This is a genomic window from Mucilaginibacter gracilis (genome assembly GCF_003633615.1).
GTDB lineage: Bacteria > Bacteroidota > Bacteroidia > Sphingobacteriales > Sphingobacteriaceae > Mucilaginibacter > Mucilaginibacter gracilis.
The window spans coordinates 244,292-259,229 of the sequence record NZ_RBKU01000001.1 but is presented as its reverse complement, the minus strand read 5'-3'; the positions used below and the strand labels follow the sequence as shown (position 1 = coordinate 259,229).

Genomic DNA, 14,938 nt, shown 5'->3' with positions numbered 1-14,938 from the left:
CTACTAAACTTATATGTCACGATTAAATTTACTCGAAGAAACACGCTTTGAAAAATTACCGGTAAAGGTATTTGCGAACCAGATTGAAGCAAGCCAACGTGTTGCCCGCCGGATTGCGGACATCATCATAAAAAAACAAGAGAATAGCGAAAACGCTGTTCTGGGTTTGGCTACCGGCGTTACGCCGATCAACGTTTATAAAGAGCTGATCCGCTTACATCGCGAAGAAGGCTTAAGTTTTAAAAACGTAGTTACTTTTAACCTGGATGAGTACTTCCCGATGAAACCTGATGCGGTTCAGAGCTATGTCACTTTCATGAATGAGAATTTATTTAACCACGTGGATATCAACAAAAGCAATATCCATATACCCGACGGTAATCTCAAACAGGAATTCGTCCAGGCCTTTTGTTATGAATATGAGCAAAAAATAAATCATTTTGGTGGTCTTGATGTGCAGTTATTAGGTATAGGGCGTACCGGGCACATCGGCTTTAACGAACCCGGGTCTGCGCCAAATTCGGGCACCCGGCTGGTCACGCTCGATGACCTGACCAGAAGAGACGCCTCCCGAGATTTTGGAGGTAAGGAAAACGTTCCTAACAAAGCTGTCACTATGGGTATTGGTACCATCTTCAAAGCAAAAGAAATCATCCTGATGGCCTGGAGCGAAAAAAAAGCGGCCATCATAAAAAAAGCGGTAGAAGGCGAAATTTCATCGGATGTACCTGCGACCTATTTGCAGTTATCCGATCGCGTGGAGTTTATTTTAGATACCGGCTCAGCTTCCGAACTCACCCGTTTCAATACCCCCTGGCTTGTAAAAGATTGCCGGTGGGACGAAGTTTTGATCAAAAAAGCAGTGGTTTGGCTGGCGCAAACCTTGAATAAGCCTATCCTGAAACTAACCGAAGAAGATTACAATACGCATGGCATGGCGCAATTGGCTACCCAGCAGGGCCCTGTTTATGATATTAATATTAACATATTCAATGGAATACAGCATACCATAACCGGCTGGCCGGGTGGTAAACCCAATGCCGATGACAGCCAGCGCCCCGAACGTGCCGAACCTGCAAAAAAACGTTCTATTGTGTTTTCGCCGCACCCTGATGACGATGTGATATCAATGGGAGGGACCTTCATCCGTTTAGCCGACCAGGGACACGAGGTGCATGTAGCCTATCAAACATCGGGTAATACCGCAGTTTGGGATGATGATGCGTTGCGCTATGTTGAGTTTTCGATCGATCTGGCGAAAAGCGAGGGCCGTGAGACCTCCGAACAGGAATTATTTTATAAGCAAATGCGTTCGTTCTTCGAAGCAAAACTACCTAACCAGGCCGATACCCAACCGATTCAAACCATTAAGGGCTTGATTCGTAAAGGAGAGGCAATAGCGGGTGCGCGTTTCGCAGGTTTACCCGATGGTAATATTCATTTTCAGAACCTGCCTTTTTACGATAGGTTAAAAGCGCAGAAAACGGTAAGCTACGAGGATGACATCATCCAAACAATGGAATTACTGAATTCAGTTAAACCACAGCAGGTATTTGCCGCAGGCGATTTTGCTGATCCGCATGGCACACATAAAGTTTGCTTTGACATTATACTGCAGGCATTAACCCGTTTAAAAACTACCGAAAGCTGGGTAAAAGATTGCTGGCTGTGGCTGTACAGAGGTGCCTGGCACGAGTTTGAGATACACGAAATAGAAATGGCCGTACCGTTATCACCGCAAGAGGTTGAACGTAAGCGATTAGCGATATTTAAACACCAGTCGCAAAAAGATATACCGGTATTCCCGGGTGACGACGCACGCGAGTTTTGGGTACGTGCCGAACAGCGCACCAGTGAAACCGCCAAAGCTTACGATGGCCTTGGCTTGGCCAATTACGAAGCTATTGAAGCTTTTAAACGGTGGGAATTTTAAATAGAAAGAAACAGGCATGCTCATACCGTTGCCAATGGATGAGCTTATTTATTATCATACGGTATCAAACTATACAGCAATAAAAACAAAATATGCGTGAAAACCATCAACCATCAGCAATAGCAGCTAAACGGGTAAAAAGTAACGGCCTCCCGCCGATACTCATCATCGGTGCCTTATTTTTCATCTTCGGTTTTGTAACCTGGCTGAACTCGATATTGATACCCTATTTAAAAATGGCTTGCAGGTTAAACAATAAAGAGTCGCTGCTGGTAGCCTTTGCTTTTTACATTTCCTATTTTGTAATGGCCATACCTTCTGGTATAATTTTAAAGTATACCGGCTTTAAAAAGGGAATGGCGCTTGGTTTGTTCATTATGGCTATTGGAGCCTTGGTTTTTATACCGGCGGCTATAACCCGCATCTACCCGCTGTTTTTATTGGGGTTGTTTATCCAGGGTACAGGGCTAGCTATTTTGCAAACCGCCTCCAACCCTTATATCACGGTTTTGGGCCCGCCCGAAAGCGCGGCCAAACGCATCAGTATCATGGGTATCTGCAATAAAGTGGCCGGTGCCATAGCCCCCGTGGTTTTAGGCGCGGTTACCCTCAAAGGTGCCGATGAATTGAAAGCCAAATTAGTAAGTATGACCACTGGTCAGCAGGATGTGGCTTTAAATGAACTTTCATCGCGGGTTATTTTACCCTATATCTGTATGGCTGTGGTATTGGGGCTGCTAACCGTGCTCATTTATTTTTCTAGCCTGCCCGAGATCAACACCGAGCATGAAGACGAAAAATTAGCACTGGCAAACATTAATAAAACCAGTATCCTGCAATTTCCGCATTTGTTGCTAGGTGTACTAACGATGTTTTTATATGTTGGAGTTGAAGTTATAGCGGGCGATACCATTATTAATTACGGGGTATCGCAAGGCATTGCTTTGTCCACGGCGAAATTCTTTTCAACAATTACATTGTCATGCATGATCCTGGGTTACATTACAGGGATACTTTGCGTACCTAAGTTTTTAAAGCAGGATGTGGCACTTAAAGGCTCCGCGTTGCTGGGCGTTTTATTCGCTATCGCGGCTATTTTTACTCATGGTTATTTATCGGTTTTATTCATCGCGTTGATGGGCCTGGCCAACTCGCTGATGTGGCCAGCATTATGGCCCTTGGCCTTAAAAGGCTTGGGCAGGTTTACCAAAATAGGTTCATCATTACTCATTATGGGTATTGCCGGTGGTGCTATACTGCCCTTAGTGTATGGTGCGCTGGCCGATAAATTTAATGCGCAGCAGGGCTACTGGGTGATGGTGCCGGCTTACCTGTTTATTTGGTATTATTCGGTAAAAGGACATCAGGTTCAAAGTCACACGTCGTGATCATGAACATGATATGCTTCATCAGTTTGCAAATAAGCAATTTATTGCATTTAAAACAAATAAAGGAGGCAGTTATACCTTGCAAGGTGATTAGCGTTAAACGTAATGGCTAATTGTTTAAAAAGATATTAAAATGCCAATATCAATACTGAAGCTAATACAATGTTAATTAAATTAACTATCAATATAACTTTCATGAAAAAGTTTATCGCACCTTTTTTATTCATCCCATTATTTGCATTAGGCCAAACCCCCAAGGGTACTAATAATCAACCACCTGTTACAGTCAACAAAAAGGAGGCTCAAGACGAACACGCCGGTATTGGTATTGGGAAAGAGACGCGAAGCAACCGGCACACACAAAACCCAGATGCGCAGTGGTTCCCTGACGCGGGCCTGGGGCTGTTTCTGCATTGGGATGAAGCCTCCACCGGCCCGGTTAGCATTTCATGGCCCATTATCGCCGGACGTGGAATGTCTGACAGTGGTATCCCCTGGGAAAAGGAGATCCCTTCCGCTGATATTGACCGAATGATCCGCGAACGGAAGTACATGAAGAACCAGATCACCCCGGCGCAATATTGGGCTATGGCAAAGCAATTTAATCCCTACAACTACCATCCTGAGATCTGGCTTAAAAAGGCCAAAGAGGCTGGATTTACCTATGCCGTGCTCACTACCAAACACCATAATGGGTTTTGCATGTGGCCTTCGGCCTATAGTGATCTCACAACCAGAAACACCCCCATGGCAGGGCGTGATCTGGTGCGCGAGTATGTAAACGCCTGCCGTAAGGTGGGATTGAAAGTAGGGCTCTATTTCTCTGGTCCGGATTGGTATATTGACCGTGACTACATGAATTTTTTTCATTATACAGGGGCCAGAAAATATCCGCAAGTACCCAGGCTTGACATGAATTACGCGCCACAAAAGGAGCATACGCCTGAAGAGATTAAAGCTCACCAAAAGGACTATGCCGACAAGGTTCGAGGTCAACTGGAAGAACTGCTGACCAATTATGGAAAGATCGACATCATCTGGTTCGACGGGAAGGCGGGTGTCCCAGACTTCGCCTCCATCATGCCCATCGAACGGATCCACGAACTTCAACCGGGCATCATTATGAATTCGCGTTTCCATGGAAAAGGCGGGGACTTTGTAACGCCAGAGCGGGAGTTGCCAGCCGATTTGCACCTCAAGGCAGACGAATGGGGTGAATTTTGTACGACCTGGAACGGTGCGTGGTCATATCTGAAAAAGCCTTACCGCCCGCTTAATGATGTGCTGACGGAGATCGTCCGGTCTCGTGCGGCGGGTGTCAATACCCTGCTTGGCATCGGGCCGATGGGTAACGGCGATCTGGCGCCCGAAGCATACCAGAACATTGATAAATTAGCGTACTGGATGAAGATTAACGGCGAGGCTATCTATGGCACCCGGGCTCTGCAGGGCAGGGAAACATCCACAGTACTCGCCACTGAGAAGGGGAAAGTGCGCTACCTTTATCTTCTTCCTGATAAAACTTACGACGACATCTCGATCACTGGATTAGCCGGCTCATATCAGGCCAATCTGCTCGGTAGCAACGAAAAGCTCACCGTTACAAACGAAGGTGAAAAACTTTCGGTGTCCGTACCTGACGGTATCCCTGGCAAGGAAGTGAGAGTGGTAAAGCTTTCGCCTAAGCGTTGACCCGGTGTTGGACGGCTTCCATTTGCCCGGATCAAAAATAAAAGCCGGGCATGAAACGGCATCCAAGGCGTCCGTGCCCGAGCCTGCCAATGGCGCGATCTAAAATCATCGGGCCTGGTATTAACATAACCGTTAAGAACAATACGGTCTACCTATTTGCATGCAGTTACAAGGATACTATACGGGTACGTTTGCCACAAAATGTACCCGTATAGCCTAAATTGATCCTGGTGGTTAAGGTATTAACACACAGGTGGGTCATGAATAACAGGAGTTATCTTAATAATGACCTAGTTGTATCCCTAGTTTGGTCTCTATTTACCCCCTCTATGATCTGCCTCCTCCTAAATTTGTAAATACAACGAAGTTTACGCAGGCTGAACCAGCCTTTACGTTAGGTAAACCACAGAAAAATTAACGCTATAAATTGTATTTATGAAAAGAAAATTACCCCTTATTTTTTTCTGATACTGGTAAGTTTAAACCTGGTAAAAGCGCAGAATTATTACAAGTAAAGCATATACAAGCGACGCATTTTTATTTGTTTTTAGCGGTGCTTTGTATTCTAATAGTTTTCCAAATGTTTCTTATCAAAAATTAGTATTTAATTCTTTTCAACGGTTCGCTGATCAAACATCAAAGTACTTAACAATAAAAAAGAACAAAAAACGAGCAACCATTTAAATTTAAAAATTGCCAGCAAAAAGGTGTTACCAGCATCATTATCAACTATTGCTAAAATTGCGTATGCGGCAAATAATCCGGCTATTATTCCTAATGCAGCAAGCAAATTAAACCTGATGTCACTTCTTTTTTTCAATTTTAGTTTTAGCTGACCGGTGACTTTGGCGGAAAAATTAAATGGCAAACCCTGCTCAGGTTCTGTTTTTAGTTTTTTAAACAAAGACTGGTAGCTATCCATCTGTTCTTTTTCTGAACTATTCGAAATCTCGTCAGCAGGGTTTAATCCGCTTTCTAATAGCGCCTGTATCTGTTCATCGGTTAATTTTTTCATAATTCTTTAATGTTTAAGATCGTGTTCTATTTTTTCTTTTAACAGTTTTCGTGCCCTAAAAAGGTGGCTCTTAACCGTTCCCTCAGGTATGCCGGTAATTTGTTCAATTTCGGGGCAGGTAAATTCGTTTAAGTGATACAGCGTTAAAACGGTGCGGTATTGTAAAGGCATTTGTTCTATGAGCAAATTAACATAGGCCGCAGTATCTTTTTTTACCAGTTCCACTTCCGGGCTCTGCTCTGTAAAATGATAATGATCTATATTTTCCGGATAATCTGCCTGCCGTTCTGCCTTGTTTTTTTTAACATGGTCAACAGCGGTTAAATAGGCTATTCGTGCTATCCAGGTAGATAGTTTAGATTGAAACTGAAACTTAGCAAGGCTTTGATGTACTTTTATAAAAACTTCCTGGCAAATATCTTCCTTATCCTGCAGGTGGTGTACCAGCCGGTTCACTACAAAGAAAACCAGCTTTTCATACTGTTTTACCAATAGTTCAAAAGCGCGGAAATCTCCTTTTAATATCCTGGTTACAACCTCCTTTTCATTAAACATAGTATAGTAGTCGGCTTCGGCCTGCTAACGGTTGCAAAAAATAAAAAAAATATTTGCAACCGTTGTGTTATTTTTAAAGACTACTGTATCAAAATCATTTAAATTAAAACATCATGAAACAGTTAATGCCATTTATAATCGTAATCGTATTTTTTATCCTTATCGCGATTTTCATTCTTGCCTTGTATAATTACCGTTTAAAGAAACGCATTATTGATGCTGGACCTTTAGACGAAACCGGACTTAAATTTTTACAACAGCTTTCGGGCTTTGGTACCGAAGCTATGAAATGGGCCATCATAATGATGACTACCGGTTTAGGTTTAATAGTAATGCAATTTATCCCTTACAGTGCCGAAGATTCACCGTTACCTTACGGAGTGGAAATGCTATTTGTAGCAGCCGGTTTCTTCCTTTATTACCTTTTTATCCGCAATCACCGCGATAAGCAGTCGCTTTAATCAAAACTTAGGGGTAACATACCCTTAAAAGCAATCCCTGTAAATACAGCAAAATTTTTAAAGGCCTCCGGTCTTTACGGGGATTGCTTTGCTCAAATTTACCATAATCAAATCTTAAATATCATGAAAACCAAACAACATACATTAAGAATAATTTTATTATTTGCCTTTTTTTTAGCACAAACCAGTAGCATACTTGCGCAAACCAACACGGGTAAATTGATGCTAAAAGGCACCATAGCCGATTCGGCCTCGCGTAACAAATTAGCTTTTATCACGATAAAGTTAAACAACGACAAAGGTGAAACCATTAGGGCAGGGGTAACCAAAGAAGATGGTTCATTTGCTTTTTCGTCACTTGCCCCGGCAACTTATCATATCGTAATTGTAGCTATTGGCTACCAGCCGAAAATATTTTCGCTTGATCTGCAAAAAGATTCTGACCTGGGCACGGTTGTTTTGAAGCAGCAATCGAATAGTTTAAAAGAAGTGAGTGTAACGGCAACAAAGCCTATTATTAAACAGAAAGCAGATCGTATTATATACGATTTATCAGCCGACCCTGAAAGCAAATCCAGCAGCGTTTTAGCAATGATGCATAAAATTCCTTATATTACTTTGGATGGGCAGGATAACATTCTGTTAAAGGGAAATTCGAGTTTTAAAGTACTAATTAACGGTAAACCATCTGCCAGTGTGGAAAGCAATTTAAATGCGATACTTAAAAGTATGCCTGCCTCCACTATAGAAAGAATAGAAGTTATCACCATTCCACCATCTAAATATGATGGCGAAGGTCTTGCGGGTATCATCAATATCATCACTGTAAAGAAAGTAAGCAATGGTTACACAGGCACACTCAATGCTAACGAAAGTTTCCCTGTTGGCGGCCCGGGAGCAGGTGGCTCTTTTACTGCTAAAAGCGGCAAGTTCGTTATCTCTGCTTTCGCTGGCGCAAGTATAGTTAACAACCCGCAAACCAGTTTTACCAACAGCAGGGAAACCTTTGATGCGGCCCCTACCAGCCTGCTGCAAACCGGAGAGCGGCGGGCAAACAATAAAACGGCCTATTTTGGTACCGAAATGAGTTATGAGATAGATTCGCTTCATTTAATCTCGGGCCAGATTAACCTGAATGGCAGCCGGGCTACCGATTATATGAGCCAGGCATCCCAACTAAATGGCAGCCCCGTAGTTACTCAGGCTTATGATCTGTTAAACAACAATAAAGGAACAAGCTATGGAGGCGATGCCGCCATTAATTACCAAATTGGATTTAAAGCGGTTAAAAACAGGTTGCTCACTTTTTCTTATCAATACTCCGGCAACCGTAACAACCGCAATGGCGACGTAGCTATTACCAACCCGGTAAATTTTAACACCCCCAATTATACCCAAAACGACAAACAAAATTTTAACGAACATACTTTACAGGCTGATTTTGTAACCCCAATTAAACATATAAACATTGAGGCTGGTGTAAAAGGCATCCTGCGCACCAGTAACAGCAACTTTGGCTACAACAGTTTTAACAGTACTACCGGGCAGTTTGATCTCAATACGGCGCTTTCCAACCAATATACCAATAAACAAAATGTTTTCAGCACCTACAATTTTTACCAAATCAATTTAAAAAGCTGGAACATCAACGCCGGGGTGAGGGTAGAGGAAACCGTTATCAGGGCAGATTTCATCAGCACCGCTACTACCGCCGATCAGGATTATTTTAATGTGCTGCCATCCATCTCGGTGGGTAAAAACTTAAGCGATCAAACCGCACTTAACTTTGGTTTCTCACAACGCATCCGCAGGCCGGGCATCAACAGGCTTAACCCCTACATCAACCGCTCGAACCCTAACTTTGAGGTAACGGGCAACCCCAACCTGCGCCCTGTATTGTTAAACGATATTCAGGCAGGGTACAGCAGTAACAAAAAATTATCTTTAAACATAGGGCTTGATTATTCGTTTATGAACAACCTGGATTTGCAGGTAGCCGACTTTGACCCTGCAACTCAAATTACACGAACCACTTATGAAAATACAGGCAAATCAAGCAGCGCGGGGAGCAACCTGTCGGTATCTTATCCGGTTAGCAAAGTTTATAATGTAAGCCTTAATGGCAACGTAATGTATTTATGGCTACAGGGGATTTCTGATGGTGTTGTTGTGCATAACAATATGCTGATGTATTCTTTTTCCTTTTCAAACGGCTTCCGTTTCGATAAAGGTTGGGCCGTAAATGCCGACCTTAATATAGTGAGCCGTAACCCTACCGGCTTGCAGGGATATTCGAATGGTTTTTTTGGTACAGCTTTTAGCGCGAATAAGGAATTGATTAAAAACAAACTGGGGTTTGCAGTGCGAGTAAATAACCCCTTTACCGGTTATAGGAATAATGTTGCCCGTACATTCGGTCCCGACTTTAACCAGTTGTATAATTCCCGCGATTATTACCGGTCATTCGGCATTAGCCTGAATTATAAATTTGGCGGCCTCAATGATGGAGTTAATAAAAGCCGGAGGTCTATCGAGAATAATGATGTGGCAAATTAATGATGATCTTATAAGTGTTATTTTGAAGATTATGAGGCTGTCTCACCAAGTATTGGGAACAGCCTCTTTTCTTTAATTTATTCTGGTAGGTGACTGAGGTCGTTTTCGTATAAGCAATTCTTAGAGCCTTGAATTTACTTTTGAGACGACCTCATAAAGAATTAAGTTACCATAAAACCTTTTCTTCTTTGTTAAGTATCTTTCAGAGCTGGCCATTTTTGTTTGTTTTTCAGCTAAATCAAGGTACTAACCACCTTTGCCTTGCATTAACAAGACAGGAAGCAACATATTTACGTCCTTTGGGACGGTCGGAATTCTTATTTAAAACACTTGGTTAAGGATTTGTGTCCGGTAAAATGCTTAGCCGGGAAATACAAGAGCTGGAAATGAACGGACTTATTAAGAAAACAGTTGCCTGGGCCAAGCTATTATCCGCCAGTTACGAAATAACAGCATACGGACTTTCTCTCTAAAAGTTGTGGCTGATAGCATAGCGTATTGGGGGCTAAAACATAGTGAGCGAATTACTAAATCCTGTAAAGGATTGATGTTATCGGCAGTTGATAATTCAATTGCCGATAACAAAATGTTTTTTAAGAGCTTATTTTACATCAGGTTAACTTTTTTTGCAATATCACTTTATGGAAACTGATGTATGATACCACTAAAACCAAAAGCATAATGAGCGGTGCTACCATATTAAATACAGGGTCACCCGCGTTATAATGGGCAATGACTGCAGATGAGAAACTGAGTAAAAAACCGAAATATGCCCACTCCTTAACACGCGCAGGAACCGCCGGGATAGCTACCGCAAATGCGCCCAGCAGCTTGGCAATGCCGAGTTCGACACGGAACCAATCGGGAAATCCGAGATGCGCGAAAATCTTTTTGAAGTCGGGGTTAAAGAAATAATTGGCAAACGTGGCTAACATGCCCAGCACTAAAAGGCCGGTGGCTATCCAATAAGTGATCTTTTGAATTTTCATTTTTTTCTAAGATTATGGTTTAAGAATAATACTACCGGTAGTTTGGCGGGACTCCAGATCGGCATGTGCTTTTGCAGCATCCGCTAATGAATAAACGGTTGGTTTTTGGACATCCAATATACCTTCTCTTACCAAATTAAATATCCCGGTAACGGCTAAGGTTATCCTTTCGCGGTTTTCCAGGTATTGATAAAGGGCAGGGTTGACATATTGAATCTTCCTTTGCTCCATTTCTTCTGCGTTTATAACCGGCATGCCAGAAGGCCAGCCGTATAATATCGCACTACCTCCAGCTTTAACTAATTCGATAGATTTTTGAAAAGTTGCCTGGCCCGTGCCATCATATACGGCATCCAGGCCGTTGCCTTTCGTTACTTTATTGACTACTTCAGCAAAATTTTCGGATTGTAAATCGACGACATGCTCAAAGCCACGCTGTAAGGCCAGCTCTTTTTTGGCTGCATTTCCCACTGTCCCTATCACAATAGCCCCCAACGCCCTTGCCCAGGCACTCAATACGGTACCCACTCCACCTGTCATGGCGTGTATTAAAACAATATCGCCGGCCTTAACACGGTAACTTTGATTGAGGAGCATATGGGCAGTAAGACCCTTTACCAAAACAGCAGCAGCCTGGTCAAAGGAAATGTCATCAGGAAGCTTAAATAAACTGGTGGCTGGAATAATCCTGCTTTCAGCATATGCTCCAATAGCAAAAGGATAGGCTACGCGGTCGCCAATAGCGAAATCTTTAATCCCGGCACCAACAGCTTCGATAACACCTGCTGCCTCCGAACCTATTGGAGCAGGATAGGAGTCCATTGGAAACGTCCCGTTTCTGAAAAAAACATCTACGAAATTTACGCCGATGCTTTTTTGAGCAATTAGCACTTCTCCATCTCCGGGTTCCTTTAATACGATGGTTTGATATTTTAAAACGCCCGGTGGTCCGGTCTGTTCAACCAACACCACGGCGCTTGATTTATTTGTTTTCATTTTAATCTCCCTTTTATTTTTTATGAATTGCAAAGTTAATCGGCTAACTTTACAAAAGACATGTGTTTCCCAAAGGGAAGTAACTTTACTTTGGGAATGTATTTATAAAAGAGTTAGTTATGGAGAAGATATCAAACGATTGCCTGCAAAAATTTAAGGCGGTAAATGATGTAAAAGACATTTTAAGCGGAAAATGGAAAGTGATGATCATTGCGAGCTTATCCGTTTTTGGTGAAAAGCGATACATGGAATTGCAACGGATAATTGACGGTATCGGAACTAAGATGCTTTCCAAAGAGTTGCAGGAATTGGAAATAAACGGTTTAATTAAGAGGACCGTAATGGATACAAAACCCATTACCGTGAAGTATGAATTGACCGCTTACGGGCTCACACTTACGCCTATTATTGATGAGATGGCTTCCTGGGGGATTCAGCACCGGGAGCGGGTTATAAAAGAAATGAGCGCTAAGTAAACCATCGCAAAACATGTTAATAGAGTTTGTTACCCAGCCGCAGTTTAATTTTTTGACGGCATTTGCTGAAGCCTTGAAAGTACCTGTAGTGAATAATGAGCTACAAATTCCTTCATCCCTTGGCGAAGGGTTTGTACGCCGCGTTGATTTGAATGATGATTTCCGCTTGCTGATACACCGGTACCGGCTTAACCAGGAGTTGATTTTAAAACGGATAGGTTCAACAGAACCTGCAAGCTTCATCAGCGTAATTTTCTATAATAATGAGGAGCCAGGAAGCCTGATTACAGATGGCGAGCAAAAACAGAATTTTAGCCGTTATAACGATATGGCGATCCAGATTGCATCTAATAATTTAGATTCGTTGATCACTTTTCCGGCCAATGCCGAGATCTATTTTACTGTTATAGGCTTGAGTGCAACGCGCCTTAAAGGCTTATTGGAACTTAATCGTCCTGATTATTTAATCAATACCATTGTTAACCCCAAAGAATCTTTTCTTTTTTATGAAAGTATGGGGACTGAAACACAAATGACACTCAAGCAGCTTTCGGAAACGCAATCAGAGAACGGGTTAGGTGGCTTTTACTATCGGCTTAAAGCGGAAACGCTGCTCTATCAAGTGTTTAGTCAGCTGCACAACCGTCAATCTACCAGTCATAACCCCGTTAATAAAGCCGATGCAGAAAAGCTTGCTATTATCCGTAAAGCTATACTCAGCGATCTTAATCGGCCTCCCAGTTTGCCTGACCTGGCTAAATTAGGTGGTCTAAGCGAAACCAAAATGAAAGACCTGTTCCGCCAGGTATTTGGTGATAGCATTTACAATTACTATCAAACGGCCCGCATGGAAGAAGCGGCCTATCTACTTAAACATAAAAATTACTCGGTAAGCGAGGCTGGTTATCAATTAGGCTTTAGTAATTTAAGCCATTTTACCCGCTTATTTGAGCGGCACCATCAGCAAAAACCAAAAAAATACGCATCAGGCGGATAGGACTATTTTTCGGGCGAAGCGCGCTATTTTAAATTCGGCATCCTGCCGACCTTTGACTTATCATTTAAAATATAAAAACAAACGATATGAAAAAGTTACTCATGCCCTACAATAGCCAGTCCCTTAATTTGAAAAATCATTTAGTGATGGCCCCCATGACCCGCAGGCGTGCTATTGGCAATATACCAAACGCCCTGATGGCCGAATATTATAGCCAGCGCAGGGGCGCAGGTTTAATCATCACCGAAGGCACTGCACCCGCCCCTGAAGCTTTGGGTTACGCACGCATTCCGGGTATATTTTCGCCGGACCAAATTGAAGGTTGGAAATTAACAACAACCGCAGTACACCAAAACGATACCAAAATATTTTTGCAACTGATGCATACCGGCCGTATCGGGCACCAGGCGAACCTTCCCGAGGACGTTCAGGTGGTAGGCGCATCAGCTATAGCGGCAGCAGGGCAAATGCATACTGATACCATAGGTATGCAGGATTACCCGGTTCCTGTAGCCTTATCTACTGAGGGTGTAAAAGATGTGATCAGCGGGTATGTAACAGCCGCAAAGAATGCTATGGCAGCAGGCTTTGATGGTGTGGAATTACACGCGGCAAACGGCTACCTCATTGAGCAGTTCCTGAACCCGAATGTGAATGACCGCACGGATATATACGGTGGCAACATAGAAAACAGGGCCAGGTTTGCCCTGGAAGTGGCGCAAAGTGTAGCAGACGCTATCGGTAAGGAAAAAGTTGGCGTCAGGATATCGCCTAACTCGACCCTTGGTGACCTGCAAGCTTATGATGCCGATGCTACTGAGGAAACTTATATTCATTTAAGCCGGGAGTTTAACCGGATAGGGCTTGCTTATATACACATCAGCATTAATCCGCAGGTGCCTGCACATACCTTAACAGCGATCCGGACTGAATTTGAGGGGATAATTATTTATTGTAACACCTTTACAGCCGAAAAAGCGGAAGCTGAATTAAATAAAGGAGATGCGGACCTTATTGCTTTTGGCAGGGCCTTTTTAGCAAATCCGGACCTGGAGCAACGCATCATTAACGGAGCGGAGTTAAACGCACCTGATTTCAGTACTTTGTATACACCCGGCGCAAAAGGTTATACCGATTACCCGGTTTTATTTAACTGACCTGTTGCTGGTAATCTCATACATGTCCACAAGTTCCGGCGGTATCTTCTGCCGCCGGGGCAAAAAGTTGTTCTTTAGGCGTACTTAAAAGCTCTATTATATTGGGGTTATCCTTTGTCAATAATTTCAGAAAATGACCTATCTCAAAATAAAGGAGTTAAAAAAAATGGAAAGTATTGACTTTAGTTGTACTAAAATAAATGAGGCTTTTAGATTTTTAATCTAAAAGCCTCATTTTCAATGTGTGGAGAATATCGGATTATTAAGAGCCGTTATTGCATTACTCAAACTGCGTTTTTGATGCTCGGAGAGCGGTTTTTGATTTTTCATTTTGCAGTTTTCTAGTGTTTTTGGCAGAGTTTTGGCAGAGTTTTTTTTTGAAAATCCATATTAAAATCATCGTTTAAACTATCCCAAACAGGCATTTTTGAACTTTATCCAAATTTTCGTTCCTATGAAAATAGCGATTTCCCTTGACTTCTAAAAGTATTCACCACATAAAAATGTTATTTATGAATAAGAACTATAGTTCTGTATTAGATATTCTGTGGTCGATAATTAGTCCGATCCAACCCCGAAAAATAGTTTTTTACGGATTAGAAGATCGAATTAATCGAATCAAAGAAATCACAGTCGCTATCGCGTTAGTCAATAAACTATTGGGTGTAAAAAAGATCTGGACTGAATCGCAATTAAGCAACCTGTCCAGTATGGAGGTGGCTA

General features: G+C 42.5%; 13 protein-coding genes. 9 read left to right on the top strand and 4 right to left on the bottom strand.

Features of this window, described 5'->3' with window-relative positions; all coding sequences use genetic code 11:
- Positions 1–13 precede the first annotated feature (13 nt).
- From nagB to BDD43_RS01045, 3 genes are all read left to right on the top strand, one after another.
- Complete coding sequence (gene nagB / locus BDD43_RS01055; protein WP_121195795.1) at positions 14–1,933, top strand: glucosamine-6-phosphate deaminase; 1,920 nt, start codon at positions 14–16, stop codon at positions 1,931–1,933.
- Positions 1,934–2,025: 92 nt separating this feature from the next.
- Positions 2,026–3,321 carry a sugar MFS transporter gene (locus BDD43_RS01050; RefSeq protein ID WP_121195794.1) on the top strand — a complete coding sequence of 432 codons (1,296 nt, stop codon included), beginning with the start codon at positions 2,026–2,028 and terminating at the stop codon, positions 3,319–3,321.
- Between the two features lie 195 nt (positions 3,322–3,516).
- Complete coding sequence (locus BDD43_RS01045; protein ID WP_162846951.1) at positions 3,517–5,013, top strand: alpha-L-fucosidase; 1,497 nt, start codon at positions 3,517–3,519, stop codon at positions 5,011–5,013.
- A 604-nt stretch (positions 5,014–5,617) separates the two neighbouring features.
- On the opposite strand, the gene BDD43_RS01040 is transcribed toward BDD43_RS01045, so the two are convergent.
- Complete coding sequence (locus BDD43_RS01040) at positions 5,618–6,028, bottom strand: hypothetical protein (RefSeq protein ID WP_121195791.1); 411 nt, start codon at positions 6,026–6,028, stop codon at positions 5,618–5,620.
- Between the two features lie 6 nt (positions 6,029–6,034).
- Complete coding sequence (locus BDD43_RS01035; RefSeq protein WP_121195790.1) at positions 6,035–6,583, bottom strand: RNA polymerase sigma factor; 549 nt, start codon at positions 6,581–6,583, stop codon at positions 6,035–6,037.
- Between the two features lie 113 nt (positions 6,584–6,696).
- Here BDD43_RS01035 and BDD43_RS01030 point away from each other — a divergent pair, with 113 nt between their 5' ends.
- The 3 genes from BDD43_RS01030 to BDD43_RS31005 all read left to right on the top strand — a co-directional run bounded on the left by BDD43_RS01030 (position 6,697) and on the right by BDD43_RS31005 (position 10,073).
- Positions 6,697–7,044, top strand: coding sequence for a hypothetical protein (locus BDD43_RS01030; RefSeq protein WP_121195789.1), 348 nt, complete (start codon positions 6,697–6,699; stop codon positions 7,042–7,044).
- 123 nt (positions 7,045–7,167) lie between these two features.
- Positions 7,168–9,600, top strand: coding sequence for a TonB-dependent receptor domain-containing protein (locus BDD43_RS01025; RefSeq protein ID WP_121195787.1), 2,433 nt, complete (start codon positions 7,168–7,170; stop codon positions 9,598–9,600).
- A 356-nt stretch (positions 9,601–9,956) separates the two neighbouring features.
- On the top strand, positions 9,957–10,073 hold the full coding sequence (locus BDD43_RS31005; protein ID WP_121195786.1) for a hypothetical protein: 117 nt from the start codon (positions 9,957–9,959) through the stop codon (positions 10,071–10,073).
- 138 nt (positions 10,074–10,211) lie between these two features.
- Here the strand turns inward: BDD43_RS31005 and BDD43_RS01015 are convergent, their stop codons facing one another.
- Positions 10,212–10,589 (bottom strand): DoxX family protein, encoded by a 378-nt coding sequence (locus BDD43_RS01015; RefSeq protein ID WP_121195784.1) that lies wholly within the window; start codon positions 10,587–10,589, stop codon positions 10,212–10,214.
- A 12-nt stretch (positions 10,590–10,601) separates the two neighbouring features.
- Positions 10,602–11,585 carry a quinone oxidoreductase family protein gene (locus BDD43_RS01010; RefSeq protein WP_121195782.1) on the bottom strand — a complete coding sequence of 328 codons (984 nt, stop codon included), beginning with the start codon at positions 11,583–11,585 and terminating at the stop codon, positions 10,602–10,604.
- A 119-nt stretch (positions 11,586–11,704) separates the two neighbouring features.
- Between BDD43_RS01010 and BDD43_RS01005 the strand changes: the two genes are divergently transcribed.
- The 3 genes from BDD43_RS01005 to BDD43_RS00995 all read left to right on the top strand — a co-directional run bounded on the left by BDD43_RS01005 (position 11,705) and on the right by BDD43_RS00995 (position 14,215).
- Positions 11,705–12,061 carry a winged helix-turn-helix transcriptional regulator gene (locus BDD43_RS01005; RefSeq protein ID WP_121195780.1) on the top strand — a complete coding sequence of 119 codons (357 nt, stop codon included), beginning with the start codon at positions 11,705–11,707 and terminating at the stop codon, positions 12,059–12,061.
- 13 nt (positions 12,062–12,074) lie between these two features.
- The gene (locus BDD43_RS01000) at positions 12,075–13,058 is read left to right on the top strand and encodes a helix-turn-helix domain-containing protein (RefSeq protein ID WP_121195778.1); all 984 of its coding nucleotides are present in this window, start codon (positions 12,075–12,077) and stop codon (positions 13,056–13,058) included.
- An 86-nt stretch (positions 13,059–13,144) separates the two neighbouring features.
- On the top strand, positions 13,145–14,215 hold the full coding sequence (locus BDD43_RS00995) for an alkene reductase (RefSeq protein ID WP_121195777.1): 1,071 nt from the start codon (positions 13,145–13,147) through the stop codon (positions 14,213–14,215).
- Positions 14,216–14,938: the final 723 nt, after the last annotated feature.

What these genes read in the sequence shown, in the direction of transcription:
- nagB (WP_121195795.1), top strand. Translation starts at nt 14, where the DNA reads ATGTCACGATTAAATTTACTCGAAGAAACACGCTTTGAAAAATTACCG.
- BDD43_RS01050 (WP_121195794.1), top strand. Translation starts at nt 2,026, where the DNA reads ATGCGTGAAAACCATCAACCATCAGCAATAGCAGCTAAACGGGTAAAA.
- BDD43_RS01045 (WP_162846951.1), top strand. Translation starts at nt 3,517, where the DNA reads ATGAAAAAGTTTATCGCACCTTTTTTATTCATCCCATTATTTGCATTA.
- BDD43_RS01040 (WP_121195791.1), bottom strand. Translation starts at nt 6,028, where the DNA reads ATGAAAAAATTAACCGATGAACAGATACAGGCGCTATTAGAAAGCGGA.
- BDD43_RS01035 (WP_121195790.1), bottom strand. Translation starts at nt 6,583, where the DNA reads ATGTTTAATGAAAAGGAGGTTGTAACCAGGATATTAAAAGGAGATTTC.
- BDD43_RS01030 (WP_121195789.1), top strand. Translation starts at nt 6,697, where the DNA reads ATGAAACAGTTAATGCCATTTATAATCGTAATCGTATTTTTTATCCTT.
- BDD43_RS01025 (WP_121195787.1), top strand. Translation starts at nt 7,168, where the DNA reads ATGAAAACCAAACAACATACATTAAGAATAATTTTATTATTTGCCTTT.
- BDD43_RS31005 (WP_121195786.1), top strand. Translation starts at nt 9,957, where the DNA reads ATGCTTAGCCGGGAAATACAAGAGCTGGAAATGAACGGACTTATTAAG.
- BDD43_RS01015 (WP_121195784.1), bottom strand. Translation starts at nt 10,589, where the DNA reads ATGAAAATTCAAAAGATCACTTATTGGATAGCCACCGGCCTTTTAGTG.
- BDD43_RS01010 (WP_121195782.1), bottom strand. Translation starts at nt 11,585, where the DNA reads ATGAAAACAAATAAATCAAGCGCCGTGGTGTTGGTTGAACAGACCGGA.
- BDD43_RS01005 (WP_121195780.1), top strand. Translation starts at nt 11,705, where the DNA reads ATGGAGAAGATATCAAACGATTGCCTGCAAAAATTTAAGGCGGTAAAT.
- BDD43_RS01000 (WP_121195778.1), top strand. Translation starts at nt 12,075, where the DNA reads ATGTTAATAGAGTTTGTTACCCAGCCGCAGTTTAATTTTTTGACGGCA.
- BDD43_RS00995 (WP_121195777.1), top strand. Translation starts at nt 13,145, where the DNA reads ATGAAAAAGTTACTCATGCCCTACAATAGCCAGTCCCTTAATTTGAAA.